This window comes from Mesorhizobium sp. M0663 (assembly GCF_040320585.1).
Lineage (GTDB): Bacteria > Pseudomonadota > Alphaproteobacteria > Rhizobiales > Rhizobiaceae > Mesorhizobium.
The window spans coordinates 445,866-470,949 of record NZ_JAMYPX010000002.1 but is presented as its reverse complement, the minus strand read 5'-3'; the positions used below and the strand labels follow the sequence as shown (position 1 = coordinate 470,949).

30 protein-coding genes are annotated in these 25,084 nt (G+C 64.3%); 20 read left to right on the top strand and 10 right to left on the bottom strand.

Features of this window, described 5'->3' with window-relative positions; translation table 11 throughout:
• Positions 1 to 54: 54 nt before the first annotated feature.
• From NKI54_RS05510 to NKI54_RS05500, 3 genes are read left to right on the top strand one after another with little or no spacing between them, the layout of a single operon-like run.
• Entirely contained in the window at positions 55 to 1,623 is a 1,569-nt protein-coding gene (locus tag NKI54_RS05510; protein WP_502898198.1) for a sugar ABC transporter ATP-binding protein, read from the top strand.
• Positions 1,620 to 2,636: an ABC transporter permease gene (locus NKI54_RS05505; RefSeq protein ID WP_352453856.1), complete on the top strand. Its 1,017-nt coding sequence runs from the start codon at positions 1,620 to 1,622 to the stop codon at positions 2,634 to 2,636. The genes NKI54_RS05510 and NKI54_RS05505 overlap by 4 nt, the downstream gene beginning before the upstream one ends.
• A gap of 46 nt (positions 2,637 to 2,682) precedes the next feature.
• Entirely contained in the window at positions 2,683 to 3,180 is a 498-nt protein-coding gene (locus NKI54_RS05500) for a GNAT family N-acetyltransferase (protein WP_352638106.1), read from the top strand.
• Positions 3,181 to 3,376: 196 nt separating this feature from the next.
• Here NKI54_RS05500 and NKI54_RS05495 read toward each other — a convergent pair whose 3' ends face one another.
• From NKI54_RS05495 to NKI54_RS05485, 3 genes are read right to left on the bottom strand one after another with little or no spacing between them, the layout of a single operon-like run.
• Positions 3,377 to 3,517 carry a hypothetical protein gene (locus tag NKI54_RS05495; protein ID WP_352638105.1) on the bottom strand — a complete coding sequence of 47 codons (141 nt, stop codon included), beginning with the start codon at positions 3,515 to 3,517 and terminating at the stop codon, positions 3,377 to 3,379.
• A gap of 42 nt (positions 3,518 to 3,559) precedes the next feature.
• Positions 3,560 to 5,191 carry a chaperonin GroEL gene (gene groL, locus NKI54_RS05490; RefSeq protein ID WP_352638104.1) on the bottom strand — a complete coding sequence of 544 codons (1,632 nt, stop codon included), beginning with the start codon at positions 5,189 to 5,191 and terminating at the stop codon, positions 3,560 to 3,562.
• A gap of 56 nt (positions 5,192 to 5,247) precedes the next feature.
• The gene (locus tag NKI54_RS05485; protein ID WP_352579505.1) at positions 5,248 to 5,562 is read right to left on the bottom strand and encodes a co-chaperone GroES; all 315 of its coding nucleotides are present in this window, start codon (positions 5,560 to 5,562) and stop codon (positions 5,248 to 5,250) included.
• A gap of 338 nt (positions 5,563 to 5,900) precedes the next feature.
• Here NKI54_RS05485 and NKI54_RS05480 point away from each other — a divergent pair, with 338 nt between their 5' ends.
• Positions 5,901 to 6,170, top strand: coding sequence for an usg protein (locus NKI54_RS05480; RefSeq protein WP_352638102.1), 270 nt, complete (start codon positions 5,901 to 5,903; stop codon positions 6,168 to 6,170).
• A gap of 12 nt (positions 6,171 to 6,182) precedes the next feature.
• Here the strand turns inward: NKI54_RS05480 and NKI54_RS05475 are convergent, their stop codons facing one another.
• Positions 6,183 to 6,395, bottom strand: a complete 213-nt coding sequence (locus NKI54_RS05475; protein ID WP_245274651.1) for a hypothetical protein — start codon at positions 6,393 to 6,395, stop codon at positions 6,183 to 6,185.
• Positions 6,396 to 6,741: 346 nt separating this feature from the next.
• Here NKI54_RS05475 and NKI54_RS05470 point away from each other — a divergent pair, with 346 nt between their 5' ends.
• The 9 genes from NKI54_RS05470 to NKI54_RS05430 all read left to right on the top strand — a co-directional run bounded on the left by NKI54_RS05470 (position 6,742) and on the right by NKI54_RS05430 (position 14,424).
• Positions 6,742 to 7,218, top strand: a complete 477-nt coding sequence (locus NKI54_RS05470; protein ID WP_352638101.1) for an Hsp20 family protein — start codon at positions 6,742 to 6,744, stop codon at positions 7,216 to 7,218.
• A 29-nt stretch (positions 7,219 to 7,247) separates the two neighbouring features.
• On the top strand, positions 7,248 to 7,757 hold the full coding sequence (locus tag NKI54_RS05465) for an Hsp20/alpha crystallin family protein (protein WP_352638099.1): 510 nt from the start codon (positions 7,248 to 7,250) through the stop codon (positions 7,755 to 7,757).
• A 63-nt stretch (positions 7,758 to 7,820) separates the two neighbouring features.
• Positions 7,821 to 8,501, top strand: a complete 681-nt coding sequence (locus tag NKI54_RS05460) for a hypothetical protein (protein ID WP_352638098.1) — start codon at positions 7,821 to 7,823, stop codon at positions 8,499 to 8,501.
• A gap of 106 nt (positions 8,502 to 8,607) precedes the next feature.
• A complete protein-coding gene (locus tag NKI54_RS05455; RefSeq protein ID WP_352638097.1) occupies positions 8,608 to 9,210 on the top strand; it encodes a CDP-alcohol phosphatidyltransferase family protein in 603 nt (200 codons plus the stop codon).
• 26 nt (positions 9,211 to 9,236) lie between these two features.
• On the top strand, positions 9,237 to 11,024 hold the full coding sequence (locus tag NKI54_RS05450) for a bifunctional alpha/beta hydrolase/class I SAM-dependent methyltransferase (RefSeq protein ID WP_352638096.1): 1,788 nt from the start codon (positions 9,237 to 9,239) through the stop codon (positions 11,022 to 11,024).
• Between the two features lie 2 nt (positions 11,025 to 11,026).
• Positions 11,027 to 12,370, top strand: a complete 1,344-nt coding sequence (locus NKI54_RS05445) for a phosphatase PAP2/dual specificity phosphatase family protein (protein WP_352638094.1) — start codon at positions 11,027 to 11,029, stop codon at positions 12,368 to 12,370.
• A complete protein-coding gene (locus NKI54_RS05440) occupies positions 12,367 to 12,795 on the top strand; it encodes a hypothetical protein (RefSeq protein WP_352638093.1) in 429 nt (142 codons plus the stop codon). The genes NKI54_RS05445 and NKI54_RS05440 overlap by 4 nt, the downstream gene beginning before the upstream one ends.
• 8 nt (positions 12,796 to 12,803) lie before the next feature.
• The gene (locus NKI54_RS05435) at positions 12,804 to 13,466 is read left to right on the top strand and encodes a lysophospholipid acyltransferase family protein (RefSeq protein WP_031211476.1); all 663 of its coding nucleotides are present in this window, start codon (positions 12,804 to 12,806) and stop codon (positions 13,464 to 13,466) included.
• 22 nt (positions 13,467 to 13,488) lie between these two features.
• Positions 13,489 to 14,424, top strand: a complete 936-nt coding sequence (locus NKI54_RS05430) for a phosphatidate cytidylyltransferase (protein ID WP_023675663.1) — start codon at positions 13,489 to 13,491, stop codon at positions 14,422 to 14,424.
• 124 nt (positions 14,425 to 14,548) lie between these two features.
• On the opposite strand, the gene NKI54_RS05425 is transcribed toward NKI54_RS05430, so the two are convergent.
• Positions 14,549 to 16,546 carry an AI-2E family transporter gene (locus NKI54_RS05425; RefSeq protein WP_352690825.1) on the bottom strand — a complete coding sequence of 666 codons (1,998 nt, stop codon included), beginning with the start codon at positions 16,544 to 16,546 and terminating at the stop codon, positions 14,549 to 14,551.
• Between the two features lie 260 nt (positions 16,547 to 16,806).
• Here NKI54_RS05425 and NKI54_RS05420 point away from each other — a divergent pair, with 260 nt between their 5' ends.
• From NKI54_RS05420 to NKI54_RS05410, 3 genes are all read left to right on the top strand, one after another.
• Positions 16,807 to 17,103, top strand: coding sequence for a hypothetical protein (locus NKI54_RS05420; protein WP_023675661.1), 297 nt, complete (start codon positions 16,807 to 16,809; stop codon positions 17,101 to 17,103).
• Positions 17,104 to 17,485: 382 nt separating this feature from the next.
• Complete coding sequence (locus NKI54_RS05415) at positions 17,486 to 17,707, top strand: alkylphosphonate utilization protein (protein ID WP_023675660.1); 222 nt, start codon at positions 17,486 to 17,488, stop codon at positions 17,705 to 17,707.
• A gap of 192 nt (positions 17,708 to 17,899) precedes the next feature.
• The gene (locus NKI54_RS05410; protein ID WP_352638091.1) at positions 17,900 to 19,870 is read left to right on the top strand and encodes an acyltransferase family protein; all 1,971 of its coding nucleotides are present in this window, start codon (positions 17,900 to 17,902) and stop codon (positions 19,868 to 19,870) included.
• 222 nt (positions 19,871 to 20,092) lie between these two features.
• On the opposite strand, the gene NKI54_RS05405 is transcribed toward NKI54_RS05410, so the two are convergent.
• Entirely contained in the window at positions 20,093 to 20,371 is a 279-nt protein-coding gene (locus NKI54_RS05405) for a hypothetical protein (protein WP_352453505.1), read from the bottom strand.
• 274 nt (positions 20,372 to 20,645) lie between these two features.
• Here NKI54_RS05405 and NKI54_RS05400 point away from each other — a divergent pair, with 274 nt between their 5' ends.
• Both NKI54_RS05400 and NKI54_RS05395 read left to right on the top strand, forming a co-directional pair.
• Positions 20,646 to 20,909, top strand: coding sequence for a hypothetical protein (locus NKI54_RS05400; protein ID WP_245274650.1), 264 nt, complete (start codon positions 20,646 to 20,648; stop codon positions 20,907 to 20,909).
• 223 nt (positions 20,910 to 21,132) lie between these two features.
• Positions 21,133 to 21,438 carry a hypothetical protein gene (locus tag NKI54_RS05395; RefSeq protein ID WP_023675656.1) on the top strand — a complete coding sequence of 102 codons (306 nt, stop codon included), beginning with the start codon at positions 21,133 to 21,135 and terminating at the stop codon, positions 21,436 to 21,438.
• 44 nt (positions 21,439 to 21,482) lie between these two features.
• Here NKI54_RS05395 and NKI54_RS05390 read toward each other — a convergent pair whose 3' ends face one another.
• The 3 genes from NKI54_RS05390 to NKI54_RS05380 all read right to left on the bottom strand — a co-directional run bounded on the left by NKI54_RS05390 (position 21,483) and on the right by NKI54_RS05380 (position 23,101).
• Entirely contained in the window at positions 21,483 to 22,088 is a 606-nt protein-coding gene (locus NKI54_RS05390) for a DUF6456 domain-containing protein (protein WP_352690824.1), read from the bottom strand.
• A 65-nt stretch (positions 22,089 to 22,153) separates the two neighbouring features.
• Complete coding sequence (locus NKI54_RS05385; RefSeq protein ID WP_352638089.1) at positions 22,154 to 22,789, bottom strand: high mobility group family protein; 636 nt, start codon at positions 22,787 to 22,789, stop codon at positions 22,154 to 22,156.
• Between the two features lie 69 nt (positions 22,790 to 22,858).
• The gene (locus NKI54_RS05380; protein WP_352638088.1) at positions 22,859 to 23,101 is read right to left on the bottom strand and encodes a hypothetical protein; all 243 of its coding nucleotides are present in this window, start codon (positions 23,099 to 23,101) and stop codon (positions 22,859 to 22,861) included.
• Positions 23,102 to 23,309: 208 nt separating this feature from the next.
• On the opposite strand from NKI54_RS05380, the gene NKI54_RS05375 reads away from it, so the two are divergent.
• A complete protein-coding gene (locus tag NKI54_RS05375; protein ID WP_023675652.1) occupies positions 23,310 to 24,005 on the top strand; it encodes an XRE family transcriptional regulator in 696 nt (231 codons plus the stop codon).
• Positions 24,006 to 24,226: 221 nt separating this feature from the next.
• Here NKI54_RS05375 and NKI54_RS05370 read toward each other — a convergent pair whose 3' ends face one another.
• Entirely contained in the window at positions 24,227 to 24,532 is a 306-nt protein-coding gene (locus tag NKI54_RS05370; protein WP_352690823.1) for a hypothetical protein, read from the bottom strand.
• Positions 24,533 to 24,712: 180 nt separating this feature from the next.
• On the opposite strand from NKI54_RS05370, the gene NKI54_RS05365 reads away from it, so the two are divergent.
• Complete coding sequence (locus NKI54_RS05365) at positions 24,713 to 25,081, top strand: hypothetical protein (RefSeq protein ID WP_352690822.1); 369 nt, start codon at positions 24,713 to 24,715, stop codon at positions 25,079 to 25,081.
• Positions 25,082 to 25,084: the final 3 nt, after the last annotated feature.

Genomic DNA, 25,084 nt, shown 5'->3' with positions numbered 1-25,084 from the left:
GGGGGCGCTGCCTCGCCAGCCTTGCGTGACAACCGAATGATCGAGGAGCAAACTTTGCCCAAGGCAGCCGCCATCGCGCCCTCTCCCGCCCTGCTCACCGTCGAGGGCGTGACCAAGCGCTTTGCCGGCGTCACCGCGCTGAACGACGTTTCGCTCGAAGTCGGCCCCGGCGAGATCCTCGGCCTGCTCGGCGAGAACGGAGCCGGCAAATCGACGCTGCTCAAGATCCTGTCCGGCGTGATCCCGCCGTCCAGCGGCCGCATCGTCTTCGATGGGGTCGAATTCAGCCCGCACAATCCGCAGGATGCCAAGCGCCACGGCATCGTCACAATCTACCAGGAACTGAGCCTGATCCCGACGCTGACCGTGGCGGAGAATATCTTCATCGGCCGCGCACCGCTCGGCCGGTTCGGGCTGGTCAGTTGGCGGAAGATGGAGGAAGATTCGCGCGCGATCATCTCTCGCGTCGGCCTCGACCTCGACCCGGCGACGCCGGTGTCGGCGCTGTCGGTGGCCGAGCAGCAGCTGGTCGAGATCGCCCGCGCGCTATCGCTGAAGAGCCGCTTGATCATCATGGACGAGCCGACCTCGGCGCTGACCGAAACCGAAGTGCACAGGCTGATGTCGATCATGGACCGGCTGCGCAAGGATGGCGTCGCCATCATGTTCGTCACCCACCGGCTGGAGGAGGCCTCGGCGATCTGCGACCGCATGACGGTGCTGCGCGACGGCAGGCTGGCCGGCCATCTCGACCGCGAAGGCGGGCCGATCAAACTGCCGAAGATCATCGAGAAGATGGTCGGCCGCGCCGCTTCCGAGCTCTATGCCAGGCCGACGCAGCGCGACGTCGCCGGCGACGTCCGGCTCTCGGTGCGCGGCCTGCGCACGGTGCGCGATCCGCAGGCGCCGCACGCGATCGTGCTCGAAGGCGTCGATCTCGACCTCAAGGCGGGCGAAATCCTCGGCGTCGCCGGGCTCGTCGGCTCCGGCCGCACCGAGCTCGCCCGCGCCATCTTCGGCGCCGACCGCATTGCAGCCGGCACCATCATGCTCGACGGCAAGCCGATCGCGCCCGCCTCACCCGCCGACGCCATCGAGCTCGGCATCGGGCTGGTTCCGGAAGACCGCAAGCACCAGGCAATCTTCGCAGCACTCGCCATCCTCACCAATTTCTCGATCGCCGCGCTCGACCGCTACTCCAATGTCGGCTTCATGGCCGAGCGGCGAGAGCGCGAGGCGCTGGCGAACTATAGGAAGACGCTGTCGATCCGCATGGCCTCGCCCGAGCAGGCGATCGAGGGACTGTCCGGCGGCAACCAGCAGAAGGTCATCCTTGCCCGCTGGCTGGCACGCGACCCCAAGGTGCTGATCGTCGATGAACCGACGCGCGGCGTCGATGTCGGCGCCAAGGCGGAAGTGCACCAGATCCTGGTGGAGCTCGCGGCGCGCGGCATCGCCATCATGATGATCTCGTCCGAGCTGCCCGAAGTGCTTGCGGTGTCGGACAGGATCGTCACCATGCGACGCGGGCGCATTACCGGCGAGATGCCCGGTATCGAGGCGACCGAGGAGAAACTGATGGAACTGATGGCGCTCGACCAGAAGCAGGAAGCAACGCAATGACCAGCACGACCGAACGGAGCCAGCGCGGCGGCGTCAATATTGCGCGCCTGCTGATGAGCTTCGGCCCGCTGATGTTCCTGGCGTTGCTGATTGTCGTCTTCACCGTGCTGAAGCCGAGCTTCATCGACCCGATCAACCTGTTCAACATCATGCGCCAGATCTCGATCACCGGGCTGATCGCGCTCGGCATGACCTTCGTTATCCTTACCGCCGGCATCGACCTGTCGGTCGGCTCGCTGCTCGCCTTCTGCGGCATGGTCGCGGCGGTGGTGGCCAAGGGCGGCACCGCCAACACGCTGTCGCTGTCGACGTCGGGCACGCAAGGCTATGGCTGGTTCGCCGCCCTTCTCGCCGCCGTCGTCGTTGGCGCCGTGGCCGGCGGCGTCCAGGGCTTTGCCATCACCAGGCTGAAGGTGCCGCCCTTCGTCGTCACGCTCGGCGGCCTCACCGTGTTTCGCGGCCTGACCTTGACGATTTCCAATGGCGGCCCGATCTCCGGCTTCGACGCCTCGATGCGCTGGTTCGGTACCGGCCTGATCGGCCCGGTTCCGGTGCCGGCGATCATCTTCGCGATTGCCGCGATCCTATGCCATATCGTGCTGCGCTACACACGTTACGGCCGCGCGGTCTATGCCGTCGGCGGCAATGCCGAGGCGGCACGGCTCTCCGGCCTGCGTGTCGACCGCATCCTGATCTCGGTCTACATCATCGTCGGCTTCTTCGCCGGCCTCGCCGCCTTCGTTTTGTCGGCGCGGCTCAACTCCTCCGAAGCCGTGGCCGGCATCGGCTACGAGCTGACGGTGATCTCGGCGGTCGTCATCGGCGGCACCTCGCTGTTCGGCGGCATCGGCAGCGTCGGCGGCACGGTGGTCGGTGCAGGACTGATCGGCGTCTTGCAGAACGGGCTGCAGTTCAACAACGTCTCGTCCTACACGCAAAGCATCGTCATCGGCCTGATCCTCATCCTCGCCGTGGCCTTCGACCGCTGGCTGAAATCGCGGGTAAGGCGGTGATGGCGGAGCGAACGCTGCGGTGCCATAAACTGCCCGGGAGGTGCCAATGCCCCAAATAAGAACCATGACCGAACAGGACGTTCCGGCGGTGTCGCGGCTGCTTGGAGGGTCCTGGCGCTACACCTATTCGCCGATCCTGGGTGCCGAGACCACGGCACGGCTTTCGGATGAGAGGCACGCGCCGGAGCGGCTGGCGGCCGAGCTCAGGGACGACAGCAAGATGTCCTTCGTCGCCGAGCGGGCTGGCGGCTCGCTCGCCGGTTATGCGATGGCAGCGATGGACGACAAGGGCGAGGTCGTGCTCGAGCGGCTCCATATAGACAAAAGCGAGTACGGCACCGGTCTTGCCGCCAACCTGCTGCATGCCGTTCTTGCCGCGCATGCGGGTATTCCCAGCATCGCCCTGGAAGTGATCGAGGGCAACGACCGCGCAATCGCCTTCTATCGCAAGCACGGCTTCGAGGTCGTCGAGCGCCGGCCGGCTGCACACGGCGTGGGCGGCCACGCCTCGCTGATCATGCGCCGGCTGCTGCCACGGGCTTAGCAAGCGAAAGCGGCTGAGCGCGTAATCTCCCCCCTTGAGGGGGAGATGTCCGGCAGGACAGAGGGGGGCGCCACGCGTGAAGCGCCAACCTTCTCTTTCGTCCCACAGGGCGTCGCGCCAGGACGTACCGACCCCCTCTGTCGCCTTCGGCGACATCTCCCCCTCAAGGGGGGACATTGGCGACTTCTCCGACCGCTCAGGCCGGGGCGTTGACGCGCTGTGCGCGCGTTGCCCAGTCGGCAACCGTCGCGCCAGCAACGCTCTCGCCGGCAACCATCCCGTTCGTCTGCGGCGCAAGCAGGTCGTTGCGGCGGGCGAAGGCGACGAAGGCGGACACGGTCCATCTGCCGTTTCGAAGTCGCGCTTTGGAAGCCTGGCCTTAGAAGTCCATGCCGCCACCGCCGGGCATCGGAGGCATGGGCGTTTCCTTCTTCGGCTTCTCGGCCACCATCGCCTCGGTCGTCACCAGCAGGCCGGCGACAGAAGCGGCGCCCTGGAGAGCAGTGCGCACGACCTTGGCCGGGTCGATGACGCCTTGACTATAGAGGTCGCCGAACTCGTTGGTCTGCGCGTTCCAGCCATAGCCGAAATCGGCCGTCTCGCGCAGTTTGCCGACGATGATCGAGCCTTCCGCACCGGCGTTCTCGGCGATCTGGCGCACCGGCGCTTCGATGGCGCGACGCACGATCTCGACGCCGGTCTTCTGGTCGGGATTGTCGACGGCGACGTTGTCGAGCGCCTTCGCCGCCCTGAGCAGCGCTACGCCGCCGCCGGGCAGGATACCCTCCTCGACCGCCGCGCGTGTGGCGTGCATGGCATCGTCGACGCGATCCTTGCGCTCCTTGACCTCGACCTCGGTCAAGCCGCCGACGCGGATGACGGCGACACCGCCAGCGAGCTTGGCCAGCCGCTCCTGCAGCTTCTCGCGGTCGTAGTCGGAGGTGGTTTCCTCGATCTGGGCCTTGATCTGGCTGATGCGCGCCTGGATTTCATCCTTGCGGCCGGCACCGTCGACGATGGTGGTGTTCTCCTTCTCGATCAGCACCTTCTTGGCGCGGCCGAGCATCTCCAGCGTGACGTTCTCAAGCTTGATGCCGAGGTCTTCCGAGATCGCCGTGCCGCCGGTCAGGATGGCGATGTCTTCGAGCATGGCCTTGCGGCGGTCACCAAAGCCCGGCGCCTTGACGGCTGCAACCTTCAGGCCGCCGCGCAGCTTGTTGACGACAAGCGTCGCCAGCGCCTCGCCTTCGACGTCCTCGGCGATGATCAGTAGCGGCTTGCCGGATTGCACGGCGGCTTCGAGCACGGGAAGCATGGCCTGCAGGTTGGACAGCTTCTTCTCGTGGATCAGCACATAGGGTTCTTCGAGCTCGACGCGCATCTTATCCTGGTTGGTGATGAAATATGGCGAGAGATAGCCGCGGTCGAACTGCATGCCTTCGACCACTTCCAACTCGGTCTCGGCGGTCTTGGCTTCCTCGACAGTGATGACGCCCTCATTGCCGACCTTTTCCATCGCCTCTGCGAGGAAGCGGCCGATCTCGGCATCGCCATTGGCAGAGATGGCGCCGACCTGAGCGATTTCGTCGTTCCTGGTCACCTTGCGGGCATTGGCCTTCAGTTCGGCGATGATTGCTTCGACCGCCTTGTCGATGCCGCGCTTCAGGTCCATCGGGTTCATGCCGGCAGCAACCGCCTTGGCGCCTTCCTGGACGATCGACTGCGCCAGAATCGTCGCGGTCGTGGTGCCGTCGCCGGCGGTATCGCTGGTCTTCGAGGCGACCTCGCGCACCATCTGCGCGCCCATGTTCTCGAACTTGTCCTCAAGCTCGATCTCTTTCGCCACCGTCACGCCGTCCTTGGTGATGCGCGGCGCGCCGAACGATTTGTCCAAGACAACGTTGCGGCCCTTGGGACCGAGCGTCACCTTCACCGCATTGGCGAGGATGTCGACGCCGCGCAACATCTTCTCGCGCGCTTCGGTATGAAATTTCACATCTTTGGCAGCCATTGGAACACTCCTCGATAGGCAGCTTTTCGTTGACTGGAATGCTTGTTCAGGCCCCCTCAGGCAGCCTTCTTCATCTCGCCCGTGGCTTCGATCACACCCAGCACGTCGCCCTCTTTCATGATGAGCAGATCCTCGCCATTGAGTTTGATCTCGGTGCCGGACCATTTGCCGAACAGAATGCGGTCGCCGACCTTGACGTCGAGCGGCTGCAACTGGCCGCTGTCGTCGCGCGCGCCGGGGCCGGCGGCGATGACCTCGCCCTCCTGCGGCTTCTCCTTGGCGGTGTCGGGGATGATGATGCCGCCCGCGGTCTTTTCGTCGACCTCGATGCGGCGGACCAGGATGCGGTCATGCAATGGACGGAACGCCATGTCGTTCTCCTCTCGGGACAAACAGATTTTCGAACATCCTCCTGACCGGACCGGCAATATCGGCCCGGCACGGGGCGCGCGACCCCTTCATCAGGCATCGCGCGCATACGAACTAGTCGCGCTTTTTTCAGCTTTCAAGAGGATCATGCAAAAATTTTAGCACTCGACGCCTGAGAGTGCCAATACGCTGTAATTGTTCGCACATTCGCCGTTTCCGGCGCGATGACCCGGCCGGATTTCCAAATCTGTCCGTCTCCTGAGCCGCTTGCGGCGGCTGGAACCTATGTGGAAGGCGAGGCGTTTTGCAGACGGAGGTTCATTGGGAAAGGAAGGATTGCATGATCAGCAGGGACTTTCAGCTCCAGATGCAAGGGTTTGGCCTCACCACGGCGGAGATCCACTACCGCCTGCCCGATCATCGAAGCCTTCTGCAGCTCTACATCTGGCAGGAATACGATATTGCCCCCGATTTCCCGACGCTGAAGCATTTCCTCGATTTCTGGGAGCGCGAGATCGAAGGCCCGCTGCATTCGGTGCGCGTCGCCCATCATCACCTGATCCAGCCCTCCGCATGGCGGGCCGTAAACGGCATTATCACCGTCCACTGAGGAGCAAGCCGGTTATTCCTCCTCGTCGGGCCCTTGCAGCAGTTCGATCAGCGTCGCTACTCTTGCCGTCGGCAGCGGTCGGCCCTCGTTCACCAGCGCCTCGTCGGCGGCGATCCAGGCCAGGGCCTCGCGCAATTCCTGGACCGTCCCGTCCGTCGCCGCAATGTCGGCGATCACGGCTTCGTCGACCGGGCCCAGCACAGAAATGATCTCGTCGCGTGTCATGGTCAGCTCCATCTGCGAGTGCCGGGAACGGGCCCGGCAACACAAGAAATCTGGGTCTTGACCTGCTGCAGACAATAACCGGCCGGGGAAGTCAGCGTTGGCAATTGAAACCAAACAGGCAATCTCCTGCCGGACATCTCCCCACAAGTGGGGAGATTGGCAGCCTCGCCGAACCGACCGAAAAACCGGCCCGAAAAACCGGCAACGCGAGAGCCACCGGGTCTTGACTTGCGGCGGACAATAACCAGATCGATGGCACCGGTCGCCGAAATGGGGCCGGCGAAACCAGGGAGCGCCCGCTCTTTGGCGCTCCTCGTATCTATGTTGCTCGATGGAGGATGTAGCTATGAGAACCGCATTCGACTTTTCCCCGCTCTATCGGTCGAGCATCGGCTTCGACCGCGTCTTCAACCTGCTGGAAAATGCGCCGCAGGCTTTCGACGCCTGGCCGCCCTATGACATCGCGCGCAGCGGCGAGAACAACTACCGCGTCACCATCGCCGTAGCCGGGTTTTCCGAGGACGACCTCGAAATCACCCATGAACCCAACCTCCTGATTGTCTCCGGCCAGCACAAGGAGCCGGACAACGCGGAGTATCTGCATCATGGCCTCGCCGCACGGCCCTTTACCCGCCGTTTCGAGCTTGCCGATCACGTCAAGGTCGCAGGCGCCTCGCTCGACAACGGCCTGCTCAGCATCGATCTGGTACGTGAGGTGCCCGAGGAGATGAAGCCCCGGCGCATCGCCATCGCGACCGATGTCGCCTCGCCGAAGACCGGGCCAAAGGTCGCGCAGGTCGAAGCAAACAAGCAGGCTGCCTGAATGCACCAGTCGAGAAAGGAGACTATGCAATGGCTATTCGTGATCTCATTCCCTGCGGCCGGGAGAACAATCAGGCCCCCAGCCTGTTCCGCAACGGCGATCGCGATCCGTTCCTGACGCTGCATCGCGAAATGGACCGCCTGTTCGACGAGGCGTTCCGCGGCTTCGACACGCGGCTGCCGTCGCTCGGTGGCTTCTCCGCCGCCCGCGTCAGCTGGCCCAGTATCGACATCGCCGATGGCGAAAAGGAGATCCGCGTCACCGCCGAGATCCCCGGCATGGACGCGAAGGACGTCGAGCTGCTGCTCGATGACGGCGTGCTGACGCTGCGCGGCGAGAAGCGCGAAGAGACCGAGGACAAGGACAGGCAGTTCTCCGAACGCTTCTATGGCCGTTTCGAGCGGCGTATCCCGCTCGGCTACGAAGTCGACGAAGACAGAGTGAACGCCGCGTTCCGGAACGGCGTGCTCAGCGTGACGCTGCCCAAGACGGAGCGCGCCCAGGCCAAGGCCAAGCGCATCGCCATCGGCAAAACCTGACAGCTCGCAGGACGACGCCCCCTTCTGTCCGCCGGTTGCGGCTGACAGAAGGGGCAAATGTCGATGACCCGTTCTCCCGACGCTCCGGTTCCGCCTGACCAGGCGCAGCACGCCCTGCAGTGCCTGACGACCGAGCATTTCGTCCTGCAAAACGCTCGCGCCGCGACCATTCAGGAAGCGAACCAGAGAGCCGATCTGTTCCTGACCTCGGTCTCGAGCGCAACGATTGCCTTGTCCTTCGTCGCGCAGGTCACGGAGATGGGCAGGCCGTTCGTGTTGTTCAGCCTGATCTTGCTGCCTTGCCTGTTCTTCATCGGCCTGGTCACTTTCGTGCGCGCTGTGCAGGTTGCCATCGAGGACATGGTGCATGCCCGCGGCATGGCCCGGATCCGCCACTATTTCGTCGAGCTGGCGCCCGTGCTGCAAAAATACCTTGTCAATTCCACGCATGACGACCCCTCGGCGGTGCTGGTCGACAAGGGCCTGAGACCCTCGCCGCTGCAATATTTCATGACCACCGCGGGGATGGTGGGCACGATCAATGGCGCCATTGCCGGCGTCTTCACCGGCATCGTTGTAAAGTCTGCGTTTGGCGGGGGCATGACGCCCGGCGTGATTTGCGGGCTGCTGGTCTTCGCCGCATGCATTCTCATCCTGCGGCGTTACCATAGTCGCGCCTGGGCGGCGGCCGAACAAAGTTTGCCCGCCCTGTTCCCGGGCGACACGGCCAAAGCGAGGACATAGCCGTCCGGCAAGTTTGCGGAAAGTGATGGGCGCCGCCCTTGCGTCTTGCGCGCCAATTGACCATCCTCGCCAACATCACTTTGCACCGCGGCCGGGGGGTTCGCACATGCCGACGCTTTATGCGCTGAAACCGGCCTTCCAGGCCAGGTTGCGGCCGCTTGCCGACGGACTGGCCAGAGCCGGCGTCACCGCCAACCAGATCACGTTGCTGGCCGCTGCCCTCTCGCTCGCCACCGGCCTTGTGGTGGCAGCCCTTGCCGGCCACCGCGTGGTCTTTCTGCTGATGCCGCTCGTGCTGTTTACGCGAATGGCGCTGAATGCGATCGACGGTATGCTCGCGAGGGAACATGGCCAGGCCTCGAAGCTCGGCATGTATCTCAACGAGCTCTGCGATATTATCTCCGACCTCGCTTTGATCCTGGCCTTTGCCGTCATTTTTCCTGCTTGGGGCGTCGTTGCATTCGCGATCGCGGCTATGATCGCGGAATTCGCCGGCGTGCTCGGCATCGCCGCAGGAACCGGGCGCAACTATGCCGGGCCGTTCGGCAAAAGCGACCGGGCGCTGGCGCTCGGCATCCTCGCCGTGCTTATCGCGTCCGGCCTGTGGGTCCCGGCGCTCACGCCGCTCGTGTTTCCGGCCATGGCTACACTCTCGCTGGCGACCGCCATCAACCGGATACGCAGCGGCCTTAACGGGAGCGGCAGCTGAATTCCGGTCTCGCCAGGGAGAACAACATGCTTCACCAACAGACGGTTGCCGCAGTGGCTTCAGCCAATATCGAGCGGGTGGCGCAGGAGCGCAGCTTCAAGAGCCATGACGGCACCGAGATCTTCTACTGCTATTGGCCGGCGCTGTCGGAAAACCGCAAGGGCGCCATCCTGCTGTTCCACCGCGGCCACGAGCATGGCGGCCGCATGGCGCATCTGGTCGACGAGTTCGAGATGCCCGACCACGCCTTCTATGCCTGGGATGCGCGCGGCAATGGCCGCTCCGCCGGCGAACGCGGCTATGCGCCGTCGTTTGCGGCGCTGGTGCGCGACATCGATTGTTTCGTGCGCGAGATTGGCAGCGACGGCTTTGCCCGGCGCGACATCGCGCTGATCGCGCAATCCTTCGGCGCCGTGCTTGCCGCCGCCTGGGTGCACGATTACGCGCCCGACATTCGCGCCCTGGTGCTGGCCTCGCCGGCCTTCTCGGTCAAGCTCTACGTGCCCTTCGCCAAGCAAGGCATTGCGTTGTGGCAGAAGCTGAAGGGCCGCTTCTTCGTCAATTCCTACGTCAAGGCGAAATTCCTGACGCATGACCCCGAGCGCATCGCCTCCTTCGACGCCGACCCGCTGATCACCCGGCCGATCGCCTCCAACATCCTGGTCGAGCTCTACGATCATGCCGCGCGCATCGTCGCCGACGCCCGCGCCATCACCGTGCCGACACAGCTTCTGATCTCCGGCAGCGACTGGGTGGTGCGGCATGGACCGCAGCACGAATTCTTCGTCAATCTGGCGAGTCCGGCCAAGGAGCGGCACGTGCTGCCCGGCTTCTTCCACGACACGCTGGGCGAGCGCGACCGCCACAAGGCACTCGACCTGATCAGGCCCTTCCTCGAAAGCCAGTTCGCGGCACCGGAAGAGCCGGTCGACCTGACCGAGGCCGACCGTGCCGGCTACACACGCGACGAGGCCGACCGGCTGGCCTCTCCGCTGCCGCTGCTGTCGCTAAGGGGCCTCTACTGGGCAATCAGCCGCGCCTCGATCCGCATGGGCGCCTGGCTGTCATCCGGCATGAAGACGGGGATTGCCACCGGCTTCGATTCCGGCTCGACGCTCGACTATGTCTATGAGAACGAGGCGCGCGGCATCAGCCCCATTGGCCGCATGATCGACCGCACCTTTCTCGATGCCATCGGCTGGCGCGGCATCCGCCAGCGCAAGCTGCATCTGGAGGAGCTGATCGGCAGCGCCGTTGAGACGCTGAAGGCCGCCGGCCGGCCGGTCCATATCGTCGATATCGCCGCCGGCCATGGCCGCTACGTGCTCGATGCCGTGCAGAAATGCGCCGCGCCGCCGGCAAGCGTACGGCTGCAGGATTTCTCCGAGCTCAACGTCTCGCTCGGCCGCAAGCTGATCGCCGAGCGCAAGCTGCCGGCGACCGTCTCGTTCCATCAAGGTGACGCCTTCGACGCCACGATGCTGGCCGGGCTCGACCCGGCGCCGGATCTCGCCATCGTCTCGGGGGTCTACGAATTGTTTTCCGACAATGCCATGATCGCCCGCTCGCTCGGTGGACTGGCCAGCGCCATGCAGCCCGGAAGCCTGCTCGTCTACACCAACCAGCCTTGGCATCCGCAACTCGAGATGATCGCGCGCAGCCTGACCTCGCACCGCGGCGGCCAGGCCTGGGTGATGCGCCGCCGCACGCAGACCGAGATAGACCAGTTGGTGGCGGCCGCCGGCTTCGAGAAGCTCGACCAGCGCATCGACCAGTGGGGCATCTTCACCGTTTCGGTCGCGCGGCGCGTCTGAGCATGGACTTGCCTGCCTCTGCCTTACCTCGCGATGCCCCTGCCCTTCCGGCCTTGCCGCGCGAGCCGTATCCCGGGATAGTCCTGCGCGCCGCATTGTGGCTGTCATTTCTGGCGCCGTTCTTCTACGCCACCTACGGCTTCGCCAATTGGCTGGCGTCGCGGCGCGACGATATCGGCAGCATCGTGTTCGGCTGGGAGCATGGCATCCCGTTCCTTGCCTGGACGATCGTGCCCTACTGGTCGATCAACCTGTTCTATGGCTTGTCGTTGCTGTTGAACAATTCGAAGAGCGGCGTCGACCGCCTTGCCGGCCGCTATCTGACGGCACAGATCGTCGCCGTCGCCTGCTTCATCCTGTTCCCGCTGACTGCGACGTTCGTGCGCCCGCAGACGAGCGGCCTGCCCGGCTTCATGTTCGCCGTGCTCGGCGGCTTCGACAAACCCTTCAACCAGGCGCCGTCGCTGCATATCGCGCTGCTGGTCATCATCTGGGACCATTGGCGTCACAGATTGACCGGCATCGCCGGCGTCGCCTGGCATGCCTGGTGTTTCCTGATCGGCGCCTCGGTGCTGACAACGTGGCAGCACCATTTCATCGACATACCGACCGGCGCGCTGCTCGGCCTTTTCGCGCTGTGGCTGTTTCCGCGCGACGGCGAGCTGCCGTTCGCCGGCTTCCGCCTGACCGGCGACCCGAAGGCGCGGCGGCTGGCGCTGTTCTATGCGCTCGGCGCAACCCTTGCGCTGGCCGGCGCCGCTGCCGGGGCATTGGTCTCGGCGCTATGGCTCATCCTGTTGTGGCCGGCACTGGCGCTGGCCATAGTCGCTTTCGCCTATGCCGGCGCCGGCGCCACGGTGTTCCAGAAAACAGCCGATGGCCGCGTGTCGCTGGCCAGCCGTCTTCTGCTGTGGGCCTACCGGGTTGCCGCCAAGGTCAATGTGTGGGCATGGACGCGAAAGCTTCCGGCGCAGATCGTCATTGCCGACGGTGTTTCCCTTGGTCGTTTTCCGACCGCCGCCGAGGCCGACGCCTTCGGCACGGTGATCGACCTTGCCGGCGAATTGGAAAGGCCGCGTGGCGCCTCGATCCGCTGGTTGAGCCTGCCCATGGTCGACCTTTTGCCGCCGTCTCGCGAGGCGCGTGCGCAAGCGGTGGCGGCGATCGACACGGCGCGGGGCCAGGGCACGGTGCTGGTCTGCTGCGCGCTCGGCTTCCAGCGCAGCGCCGCCGTCGTCGCCGAATGGCTGGTCGCCAGCGGCCGGGCCGCCACGCCGGATCAGGCGCGAGGCCAGCTCGCCGCCGCGGGCCGGCCTGTGCATCTTGGCATGGACGCGGCGACATGACCGCCTATCGTGACAAGGCCGAGACGTTCGCCGCCGGACTGATGGTGCAGGTGGCGTGGCCGCTGCTGTTGATTGCTGCTGCCTTGCTGGCGGCGCCGGTCATCGGCCTGGCGGCTGCGCCGCAAACATCGTCGCTGTCCGCGGCGGCCTGGCTGATCGCCGCCGCGGGTGCCATAGCCACAATTATTCTCTCGGCCCTGCTTTTATTCGACGCGCTGCTGTTCCGGCTGATGGCCAGCCACGCCAGCGAAGCAGGCGGCGGTGCGGCGATCGACGACGTGCTGGCGCGCATGCGGCTGAAACCCACGGCGGCCGGTGGCCGCTCGCTCGACCAGCGGATGGCCGGCACGCGCCGTCTGCTCGCCAAGCAGCGTATCGCGTTTGGCCTGTTCGCGGCGGCCTCGGTCGTCGCGGCATTCTTTTGAGCCCGTCCATGACAAAGCTTCGCGTCAGCACCTACACCTTGCTGCAGACGGTGACCTCGGTCGGCCTGTCGGCACTGGCCTGGGTGGTCACCGGAGTGCGGCCGATCTGGAACGGCAGCCAGCCATCGGACCGGCAGCGCATCTACTTCGCCAACCATGCCAGCCACGGCGATTTCATCCTGCTGTCGGCCTGCCTTAGCGAGAAGGAGCGCGCCCGTACCCATGCGGTGGCGGCCGCCGATTATTGGAGCAAGACGCGGCTGCGCCGTTTCATTGCCGAGGACATGCTGTCTTCCGTGCTGATCCACCGGCAGTGGACGGATGAAACGCAGCACCCGATCTCGATCATGCTGTCGGTGCTCGACCAGGGCCATTCGCTGATCCTGTTTCCCGAAGGCACGCGCAACATGACCGACGAACCGCTCCTGCCGTTCCGCTCCGGCCTCTACAATCTTTCGATGGCGCGGCCCGATGTCGAACTCATCCCGTGCTGGATCGAGAACATGTCGCGGGTGCTGCCCAAGGGGCAATTCGTGCCGGTGCCGCTGCTTTGCCGTGTCGTCTTCGGCGCGCCGATCGCCATTCAACCGGGTGAGGAACGCCGCGCCTTTCTCGACCGCGCCCGCGAAACGCTGCTGGCGCTCAACCCCCGGCCGCAGCGAGACGATTGAGGACCAAGGCAAGATGCTGCCGATGATGCACGAAACCCTCATTCTGATTGTCGGCCTGCTGGCGGTGCTGATCAGTGCCAGCGTCGTCGCCGGTGTCTTGTCATGGCGCGCGCCAAAGCCGTTGTCGCCGACGCTGGTCAACCTCACCCAGCGCATCAATGCCTGGTGGGTGATGGTGGTGGCGATCACCGTTGCCTTCTTCTTCGGCCGCCCCGGCATGACCATCCTGTTCGCGCTGATTTCGTTCGCCGCGTTGCGCGAATTCGTGACGCTGACGCACAGCCGCCGCAGCGACCACTGGGTGCTGCTCGGCATGTTCGGCATCGTCATCCCGTTCCAGTACTGGTTGGTGTGGACCGCCTGGTACGGCCTGTTCACCATCTTCATCCCGGTCTACTGCTTCCTGCTGATGCCGGCGATCACCGCGCTGCACGGCGACACCGAACGCTTTCTCGAGCGCGTCTCGGCGCAGCAATGGGCGGTCATGATTTCGGTCTACTGCGTCAGCCACGTGCCGGCGCTGCTGACGCTCGAGGTGCCAGGCTTCGAAGGCCGCAACCTGTTGCTGATCGCTTTCCTGATCATCACCGTGCAAGGCAGCGACGTGCTGCAATATATTTTCGGCAAGCTGTTCGGCCGGCATCTCCTGGCGCCGACGGTCTCGCCGTCGAAGACTTGGGAGGGGCTGGTCGGCGGGCTGGCGGCATCGAGCCTGCTCGGCGCGCTGCTGTCGTTCCTGACGCCGTTCTCGCCGCTGCAGGCAGCCGGCGTCGCCTTCATCGCCTGCCTGATGGGCTTCCTTGGCGGGCTGGTCGCCTCCGCCATCAAGCGCGATCAAGGCGTCAAGGACTGGGGCCATCTGATCGAAGGCCATGGCGGCATGATGGACCGTGCCGACAGCCTGGTCTTCGCCGCCCCGGTCTTCTTCCATACGGTGCGCTATTTCTGGACTGTATAAAGGTTGGCCCCGTTTGCCGCGGCGGACGGTTCAGCGCGACCTTGCGAAGATAACCTGATCCGTTTCGTTATTACCACTTTCGCGAAAGCGGTAATAACCCGACCTGCCGCAGTCTTCGCCGCGCTCATTTTGCCGCGGCGAGCGGCTCTTTCTTGCGCGCCGGCGTCAGGCGGCGCATGCGGCGTTTGGCGGTGGTCTTCAGCGCCACCGGCGGAGCGCTGGACAACGCACCGAGCACCGCGCCTACCATGCCATGTGCGACGAAATCGGCGTTGATCTCGTTGGCCAATCTGGCATCTGCCTCCTGGTTGTCGCTGTCGGCTCCCGACCACAAGACGATGCCCACTCGCAACCTTGGTTTGGCGCGTTTCAGCCGACGGACCAGGAACCGCCCGTGCTTGACGGAATCCCGGTTCAAAAATCCGACGACGACAGTATCGACGGCGTCGAGCTCAAGGCGGCGAATGCTCCCCGGTTCCATCTCGGCGAAGCTCGCTCTCAACACCGTAGCGCCCTGGACTTCGAGCACCTGCGCCAGCATGGCGGCAGCCGCGTCGTCGAGTTCGCCGCGCCCTCCGGCGCACAGCACCGACATGCCCGTGCCATCCGGCAGTTCGGTGTCTTCCTCGCCCTGAACCTCCCCCTGAACGTGCTTGTCCTCGCGTGAGCCGTGGTCCTCGGCCGCGGCCGTGTCGTCCGCTTCCGCCTCCTCCTGCGCGCTGTCGTCGAGGTTCGCCACCATCGTCAGCGCGCTGCCCGCGACCTGCTGTCTTTGCTCATCGCTCAACACACCACGCACCCGGTCCTGCTCGCCGAGCAGAAGTGCGGGAATCGCGACCTTGTCGTAGAACTCGACCAGATATTCTTCCTCCAGCATCTCCTCGGCATGGTCCGTCGCTTCCTCGGGATCGCCGGCCAGCAGCCGCTGGTAAAGCCGGGCGTGCGGTTCGAGCACGGGTTCGTTGCCGAACAGAACGTCGAGGAATTCGAACTGCGGCACATGGCGGCCGAGCACGACGAGGCAGACCGTGAGCGGCGTCGACAGAACCAGGCCCAATGGCCCCCAAAGCCAGGTCCAGAAGATCGCCGCAACGATGATGGCCAATGGCGACAGCCCGGTGCGCGAGCCGTAGAGCCAAGGTTCGATCACGTTGCCGGTGATCAGTTCCACCACGACGAAAAGCCCTGCAGTCCAGAGCACGAGCGACCAGCCGGGCGCCACGGCCAGCGCCAGGAACAGAGGCAACAGCGTCGCTATGACCGGGCCGATATAGGGAACGAAGCGCAGCGCCAGCGCCAGCAAGCCCCACAGCAATGGATTGGGTATGCCCAGCAGCCAAAGTCCGATTGCAATTGGGACGGCATAGACGATGTTCACGACCAGTTGCATGAGCAGATAGCGGCCGACGCGCTTGCCGGCATCCTGCAGCGCCTCGGTGGTTCGATGCAGATCGCCATAGCCGACGAGGCGTATGAAGCGATCGCGCAGGTCCTCCCGCTCGAGCAGCATGAATATGACGACCACGACGATCAGTCCGGCCGATGCCAGCGGGCTCAGCAGCGGGCCGATCAGATTCTGGAGAACCTCGAGCGGTCGTTCGCGCGCGACGATTTCGACCGGGATCGGTTCCCGCGGAGGCTGATCGGCGGCGGGTTGTGCGGGCTCGGGTCTGTCGAGCTCCTGGCCGACGCGTTCGATCACCCGGCTCAATCTGGAAACGATGCCGCCGCCGACGCCGGTTTCCTTGAGCGACCGGACCTTGGTCAGGATATTCGCCTGGTAAAGCGGAATGTTCTGCGCCAGTTCACTGACCTGCGTGGCGACGATGAAGGAGAACAGAGCCAGCACCGTGAATGCGCCGAGCACACTGGCGATCACGGCAGGAAGACGCGGAATGCCGGCTCGCTTGAGTGCCGACACCATGGGCACGAGCGCAAAGGTAAGCAGCAGCGCGATTGCGATCGGCAGAAAGACCTCGCGCCCGAAATAGAGCGCCGCGACGGCCGTCACGACCGACGCTACGCTGGGCAACGATGTGCGCGGAAGCGCCCTGGCCGCGGAAACAATGCCCGCCCGCCGGGGCTCCGACAGGTGCGCGTCGTTTCGACGATTTGCCGCCACTTGATACCTCCGCCCCGCCGTCGCCATGATCGGGCATATTGAGCCGGCGTGCAACTTCGCAGCGTCTCACCCAGCTGGACGCCGATTGCCCTGGTCGGCAGCGCGGCAAATTCAGTCATGGTAGAATTTTTTGCATTAATGACGTCACGGGCAATCCTGTTCCATGTCTGCGCCAGAACGTGGAACTTTTGGGTCAAAACACCGTTCCTTCGTAGATCGCTGATGGACAACCTCAAAGCAGCAGCTCAGGAGGAATGATCATGAACATCAAGACGCTTTGCATGGGCGCGATGGCGCTTTCGATGATGACCGGCGCAGCGCTTGCCGCCGGTGCCACTGGCACTTCGGCGCTCGACGATCCGCAGAAAATGAACCCCTTCTTCACCGACGCCGGCATGAAGACCATGAAGTCGGAAGCCGAATTCAAGGCGGCATGGATGGCCATGTCCACGAGCGACCGAGCCATGATGTTGAAGGAATGCAGCGACGCAGGCATTGCCACGATGCATGCCGACTTCTGCAAGATGGCCAACCAGCTCGGTGGCGCCAACAAGTGATCGTTGCCAATTGAAATAACGCACCAAGCGAAAGGGCGGGCAGGTCTGTCACTGCGACCTTCCTGTCCGCACGGGCGGGCGCTCATCTATTTGAACTCGTGCCGGAATATCCGCGTAAAAGGCCACGACTTCGATTGCCGTGGCGCCATTGGCATGGCTTGGCCGGAGCGCATGTCGCGAAGCGGCAATGCCACTACCGCCCAGGGGGTCCCAGTCTGCTCACAATCCGGGTTTTCCGGTCGGCCGTCCGCCTGGCATTAGCGGTCGGCACGCTTGGTTACCGGCACGCTGCCCCCGGCACGCTTGACCTCGCCGCCAACCGTGGGATAGGCCGGGTAATGAGCCAACCACCTCCGCACCGGAGTCCCACGAAAGACCTGCCATGACCGACGCGATCATAAGAGACAGCAATGGCACGGCGCTGCACGAGGGCGACTCCGTGACCCTGATCAAGGATCTCAAGGTCAAAGGCACGTCGGAGACGATCAAGCGCGGCACGCTGGTGAAGAATATTCGCCTCACCGGCAATCCCGGCGAGATCGAATGCAGCACCAGGCAGGTGAAGGGCCTGGTGCTGAAGACCGAGTTTTTGAAAAAGGCGTGATCGCCTCGGCACCCTTCGCTTCGCTTCCATATCAGTCGCTCTCGAATCGCTCATGTGAGTGAATCGCCCACGCGAGGAACTGGAGGAGCCGCGCCCTCCCCCTATGTTGCACTGCGTTAGATTTGTTGCATTGCAATATCGTCGCATCGGGTCGAGCCTCTGCGAGGTGGGCATTCCTTGCATGAGGTGATTGTGTCGGCATCATTTCGGCCTGACATCGAAGGGCTGCGCGCGCTGGCGGTGGCGGGTGTCATCGCCTTCCATTTTGGTCTGTCCGGCCTGCCCGGCGGCTTTGCCGGCGTCGACATCTTCTTCGTCATCTCCGGCTATCTGATCACCCGTCACCTGGTTACGGAAATCACCGAGACCGGGCGGCTGAACCTCTGGCGCTTCTACGCCCGGCGCGCCCGGCGCCTGTTGCCGGCGGCACTGTTCGTCATCCTCGCCACGCTGTTCACGGGTTACTTCATCCTGTCGCCGGAGGAACAGGCGCTTTATTCGAAAGGCGCCATGTTCGCCTCCGCCTACATGATCAACCTTTGGCTGATCCGCTGGTCGTTCGACTATTTCGCCGCCGACGCCACCAACAACCCGTTCATCCACTTCTGGTCGCTCTCGGTCGAGGAACAGTTCTATTTGGCATGGCCGGCGCTGCTTCTCGCCGCCGCTTGGCTGCGTCCCGGCAAGCGCGCCGCTATAATCGTCATCGGCGTCGCCGGCGCGGCCTCCTTCGCCGCCTGCGCCTGGCTGACGGAAGTGTCGCAGCCCTGGGCGTTCTATTTCTCGCCGCTCAGGGCCTGGGAATTCGCCGCCGGCGGCCTCGCGACCATGGCGCCGGCAAAGATCTGGCGCGACCGGCCGCTGCTGGCCACGCTCCAGGCATGCCTCGGTCTGGCACTGATCGCCTGGGCCTATCTGATGCTGGACGAAGACTCGCCGTTTCCCGGGGTGAATGCGCTGGCGCCTGTTGCCGGCACCGTGCTGCTGCTGCTCAGCGGCAGCGGCGGCCGCAATCTGCCGAGCGCCGTGCTGGCGCTGCCGCCCATGCAATGGTTGGGCCGGCTGTCCTATTCGCTCTATCTCTGGCACTGGCCGGTCATCGTCTATGCGGCGATGGTGGTTCCCAGCCTGTCCATCCTGGACCGCCTTGCCTGCGCGGCGCTGACGCTGCTTCTATCGATGTTCACCTATCATTTCATCGAGAACCCGATCCGCCGCAACGGCTGGCTGATGGCCGGAGCAGCGCGGGCGCTGGTGCCCGCCGTCGCGCTGACCGGCGCCGGCGTGGTCGCGGCCTATGGCAATGCGCGCTTTGCCGAGCACAATCTCAGCCCCGAACAGCACGTCATCGCCGACAGCGCCGCCCAGCTCTCCACCGTGCGCGCGACCAATGGCGGCTGCGTGCTCGATTTCGAGACCGTCAAGCCGAAGCCCTGCATGTTCGGCCGCAAGGATGCCCAGCGCTCGGTCGTGCTGTTCGGCGACTCGCATGCCGACCATTGGTCGACGCCGCTGATCAAGGCGGCCGAGAAGAACAATTTTCGCGTCGTCACCTTTCTCAAATCCTCCTGCCGGGCTTCGCGGGTGACGACCTGGAACTGGCGGCTGAAGCGCGACTACACCGAATGCGATCAATGGCGCGAGCAGTCGGTCAAGGACATCATCGCGCTCCACCCGCAACTGGTGGTGATCTCGGAGTTCTCGATCGGAAATGTGATGAAAGAATCGCCCGAGGAGTTGAAGCACGCCGATTGGCAAGCGCAGTGGCGGACCGGCCTCAGCTGGACGCTTCAAGCCTTCAGCCAGGCCGGCATCAAGGTCGCGGTCATCAGGGACGTTCCCTACAATGCAAGCTACGCCGACAAATGCGTGGCGCGGGCGCTGTGGCGGGGCCAGACGCCCGCGACATGCGACACGCCGAGGATCATGGCGGCAAACGACGACATCGCCACCATCGAGCGCGATATCGTGCGCTCGACACCGAACGCTGCTTACATCGACATGACCGACCGCTTTTGCGACCAGACCACCTGCCATGTCTTCATCGACGGCAAACTAGCCTTCCGCGACCGCCACCACTTGGCGACGCCCTTCGCCGAAACGCTGGAACCGGCAGTGGAGCGGGCGCTGTTTTCGGATGTGATGGCGGCGGACGTAAAGTAACGGTTCCGGATCTTGTCGGATCACGACCCAGCCCTCGGCAAGCAACCATGCGGGGGTCAGCTAAGGATAAGACCCGCCAGGAAAACCGTAAGGATAAGCGACAGCGGAACTGCAAGAAGGCAGCACAGCTCGAAAGCTCGCCAAGAAGTCATTGGGCGCTTTTCCATGTTGGCCTCCTCCCTCAACGGCCAGACCGAGACGGCAGTTCCGCTTAGATAGTGCTCACCCCCACCACTCATCATGCAATTGGCGCAACTCGTTCCGCTTCCTGGTCATCCATCGTGCACGCGCCAGATGTGTCGCCCACGCCCGGAAAGCCCTCTCCGGCTCCTGCTCCGGATCAATGTGCAGAACGATGCGGGCGACCTCACGCCAATCGGTCCCTTCAGCCGACGCGTCGAGCAGCCGGATATAAGTAAGCATGCGATCTTCGTCATAACCGGTCGGCACTGAAGACGTCGGCGCTGCGTTCGCGATATGAGAGTTTGGCGGCTTTGGCATTGCGACCTACCAGCAATGGCGCACCGTAGCAGCCTATAAAGAAGCCCGCGCCCTTTGATCGGAGGATGCGCCGATCGAGATTCGCCTCGACGGTCGGCAAATGGCGGCCTCAGGCGGAGTTCACCGCCCAGCTGGGCTCACGCCTCACCACGTCGTGATCGGGTCGAGGCAATCTATCTATTTTAGTGGAACCTAATTTAGTCGACGCAATTATGCGTGCGTGAGAAAGCGTGAAATCCAGACCGTCACTGAAAGCCGGCTATCGCGAGATCAGTTGGCCGATGATCCAGTGATTGCAGTCGATTTGACGGAACGGATATTACAGGCGGCCGACAACGACAGGATTGTCTGCCTCGTTGTGGCAACGGAGCAACTGGAAACCGACCGCATCGAGAAAGCGGAGCCTAAGGAGACCAGGATTGCCACAAGCTTCGTCCGGGACTTTGAGGTAATGCTGCTTGTTCTTTATGCGGCCTACGCCCTCGCTGTGCTGGGTGCGACCGCGTTCGTTTTGCTGGAATTGGGCCATGTTCTGTAGGCAGACGTCGGCAAAAGACGGGACTGACGCGCGATTGCCGCTGTTTGATGAGAGGAGCGGCCACGCTGCGTCGACGATCCGACCCCGGCGCAGCCAGCGGCGTTTTCGCGCCAGCAGGCGCTAAACTTCGGGCCCGTCCGTTCCTTACATCTTGCCAATCTATGGAACGAGGCTGCCCCTCGGGGGTTTTTCTATTAGAGGGACGTTAAAGAAGGAGGTAGCTATGAAGAAGCTCCTGCTTGCCTCGGTGATCGCCATCGCCTCGGCGGCTTCCGTGATCGGCCCGGCGAATGCCGGCGGCAGCGTCACGATCGGCATCGGCAACGGCTATGACGACGACTATTATTATCGCCACCATCGATATTCCGATTACGACGATGAGTACGTCCCCCGTTACCGCTATGATGTCTACGACGAGGACTACAGGCCGCGCTACCGGTACCACCACCGGCGCTGCCACACCGAAGTCATCAAGCACTGGCGTCATCACCACCGGATTATCGAAAGAATCCGTGTCTGCCGTCGTTGACGGATCGATCCGGCCGGTATTGCCGGCCGGATCGGCGGGGCTTCTCACCTCGGCTTGCGCATCAGCATCATGCCGTAATGCACGGCCAATATGTCGAGCCCGATCTTGAGTAGTTTCACCACCACGTCGCGCGGCTCGCCGGCCTGTTCGGCCAGGCTCTTGACCGTTGCGTCGGCACAGCAGACCTTTTGCACGATGCCGGCGATCTCCCAATGGACAAGCGCCCTGGTTGCCTCGGCATGGTCGCGGCCGGCGGACAGGATGTGTTCGGCGACGCCGCTGCCGGTACGGCCGCCGTCGACGCGCTCGGCCCAAGCCATCGGCTTGGCGGTTGCCTCGGACGAGTTGCGGAAATCCTGGCGGTAGCGCATGCCCGCCTCGCGCTGCTGGCGCGACAGCGAGGTGAGGCCGCTCAGCGGGTCGACGTTGCGCACCCGCACGATGCCGCCGGTCGCTGTGTGGCCGTCATTGGAGACCTCATAGAGGCGCGCTCCCTCCTGCGTCCCCTTCGCCAGCCGCTTGCGGCCGAACCGGTCGTCCTTCAGTGCGAAATCATGGCCGATCTCCTTGCGGATGCGCACCTGCTCGGCCTCGCCTTTCGGCAATCGCGGTGGCCTGGCTGTGGCCTTTTGGGCGGTTTTGGTGCTCATCGGCTCGGTCCTCCTAGGTTTTGGTCGTCGGGCTCTGGCGAACTTCCAGCCTCATTGCAGCGGGCTCAAATCGCTTCGGCCGGCAGCGTGCGCAGGAAGCGCGCAGCGTGATAGGCGCAGTAGCTTTTCGAAGGCTTTGTGCGCAGCCCGCAGCACAGCATGTCCAAACCGGGGCGGCTGCCGGGGGCGTCGTTTTCCGCATCCTCCTGCGGCGTCGTGTCGAGCGGCGCGCGGCAGCGCTCGAACAGGCAATCGATGAAGCGCATGGCAACGAAATGCGGCTGGCGACCGCCGGCGGCGATCGGGCGCGGCGCCGGCATTTCGAGCGGCGCGCCATCTGACCCGGTGATCCGAGTCGGACCCGGCTGCCAGGCCGGCGGCGCCAGCCTGGCCGACAGCCTTGCCGGGCGGCAGCGTGGCTCGGCCTTCGGAGCCGACTCCGCTTGATCAGCAGTGCTTGATGGCTCAGGCGCCGAATTTCCGAGCCGGCCGCCAGAGCGTCCGCCACACCAGCCTTTGGATCTGGCAAGGCCGATGGCGCGCAGACGGGCGGTGCGGTGGACGATGCCGATGATGGCCGCGCGCGAGGCCGGGCGGCCGCGCAGCGCGGTCAACCGGGTGGCGATCTTCGCGGCCGACAGCCCGCTCATCAGCCAGTTCTCGATTTGTTCCAGTTCCGAGGCGGAATAGCGGGCGCCCATGATGTTTCATTTCCTGCAAAAATGGTTGTGTGCGGCGCCGGCTTCGCCGGCCTCAGGCTCGAAAGCCGGTCAGCCTTCGCGTGGTCTGCTGCGATCGAGCTTCATCTCGGCCGCCTGCCTTGTTGCGCCGGACACTGCCTTGTCCGTCCGCTCGTCGAAGGCGATGACCGTGCCGTCTTCGGTGCGGATGCAGGAAACCGCGGCTTCCGCATTGCCGGCCGGCAGGTAATTCGTGGCCGGAGCCGCGAGGGGAACGGCTCCGGCCGTTCCGGCCGCTTGCGCTGCCGGATCCGAGGCGCGAGCCTCGGGCATCGTCCCGGCCGGGGAGGAGGACAGCCGCGACGAAGGGGAAAGGGTTGGCACATGACTACCTCGGCCGCCGCCTTGGCGCTGAAGGGCGGATTCGAGGACCGAAAGCTGGCGGAGCGACTTGTGCATGACCACATAAGAGCATAACTCAAACCATAATGCAAGCGATTCTTGCATAGACGAAACCGAATCTTGTGCCTCAGATGGAGCCATGGTGAAAACTGCACTGTCGATCAAGGTCGGGGCGGCGATCCGCCGGGCGCGCAAGCAGCGCGGCCTGGTGATGCGCCACATTGCCGAGCACAACGACACCGATGTCGCTGCCGTCGGCAATTGGGAAACCGGGCGCAACCTGCCCAAGACCGAGAACCTTTTGAAGACCGCCGCGTTCCTGCGCGTCGACCCGGTGGCGCTCGGCAAGGGCGAGGTCGTCTTCCTCGAAGATGCCGGGCCGGTTGCCGATGCCGAGATCGTCACCGATTCCGGCCCCCTGCCCGCCGGGCCGATGGACATCCAGCTTCTCGGCACCGCCGTCGGCGGCGACGATGGCGACTTCACCTTCAACGGCCAGCCGGCCGGCTATGTCCAGCGGCCGCCGGGGATCCGGCATCTGCGCAACGTGTTTGCGCTGCACGTGCTGAGCGATTCGATGGTGCCGCGCTACGAGCCCGGCGAGATGATCTATTGCGGCGGCCGCGAAGCGTTGCCCGGCGACCATGTGGTGATCGAGACGCTGCCCGAGGAGAACGAGCAAAACGGCAAGGCTTTCATCAAGAAGCTGGTCAAGCGCACCGCCGCCGAGCTGATCGTCGAACAGTACAACCCGCCCAAGACGCTGTCCTTCAACCGCTACGCCATCAAGAACGTCTTCCGCGTCATCCCGCTCAAGGAATTGCTGGGGTATTGAGGGCTTGTTGCCTTCTCCCCTTGTGGGAGAAGGTGGATCGGCGCACAGCGCCGAGCCGGATGAGGGGTGCTGGAAGGAACGCGGCGGAGGAAATGTAGAAGCGATTTTTATGCACTTACGCCATCAAGGTAGCGATCCGTCCAACACCCCTCATCCGACCGAGCTTCGCTCGGCCACCTTCTCCCACAAGGGGAGAAGGGAAGAGCAGCACGCCCGCCCCCTCAAGCCCGCCTCGACTGCAGCTCTCGACCGTTGAGCAGGCGCGCCTCGGCGCGGGTCCGTTGCCGGTCGTCGATGAAGGCGGCCTGGATCGAGACGGCGGCGCCCGGCAGGCCGTCGGCCCGACAGGCCTTGCAGATCAGGCGCCCCGAAAGTGCGGCCAGCGGCGTCTCCGGCCTCACCCCATGCCGCTTGAGCTCGGCCGGCTTCCACCACCTGTTGCGGCCGCAGTCGATGCATTCGACGGCAATCGAGACAACATCGGCGATCGTCGCTTCCTTGCCTGCCAATGCCATGGTCATCCCCATCGTTGTTCCTGCTTTGTTCGCAACATTATCGGTTTTTGGAGCGGAGTCGAGTCGGTTCCGCTTACATCAACGTGAAAGTTTCACTTGTTCGATTATTTGAGTTATGCTTTTATCTCGAGCAGGCTTGAATCGGCGCGAGCAACAGAACCTCGCCCGCTCCGTCCGGCCGGCAGCAAGGGAATGACGATGGACCCAGCCCAGTTCGCCCATGCTTGCGGCTATAGCGGCGACAGCCCGGCCATGCTTGCCGCTTTCGCGGCCATCCGCCAGGACGGCATCCGCAAGGCACGCCAGGGTCATCGCCAGCGCAAGGCGGCGATCGACCGGATGAAGCCGAGCCGCGCTCTGTTCCTGGCGGCGATCCGCCCGGCGCAGTCGGCCGAGGAGGCACTCGAGGATGCCACCCGCTTCCTGTCGATGTTCCGCAACATGCCGCGCTGGCGGCAGGAAAGGCGCGCCGCCGACCTCGCCCGTGCCAGACAGCAGCGCCTGTTCGCCCGCTTCTTCCGCCGCTACGGCCACCGCCTCTGGGCGCTCGAGGCCACCTGAAGG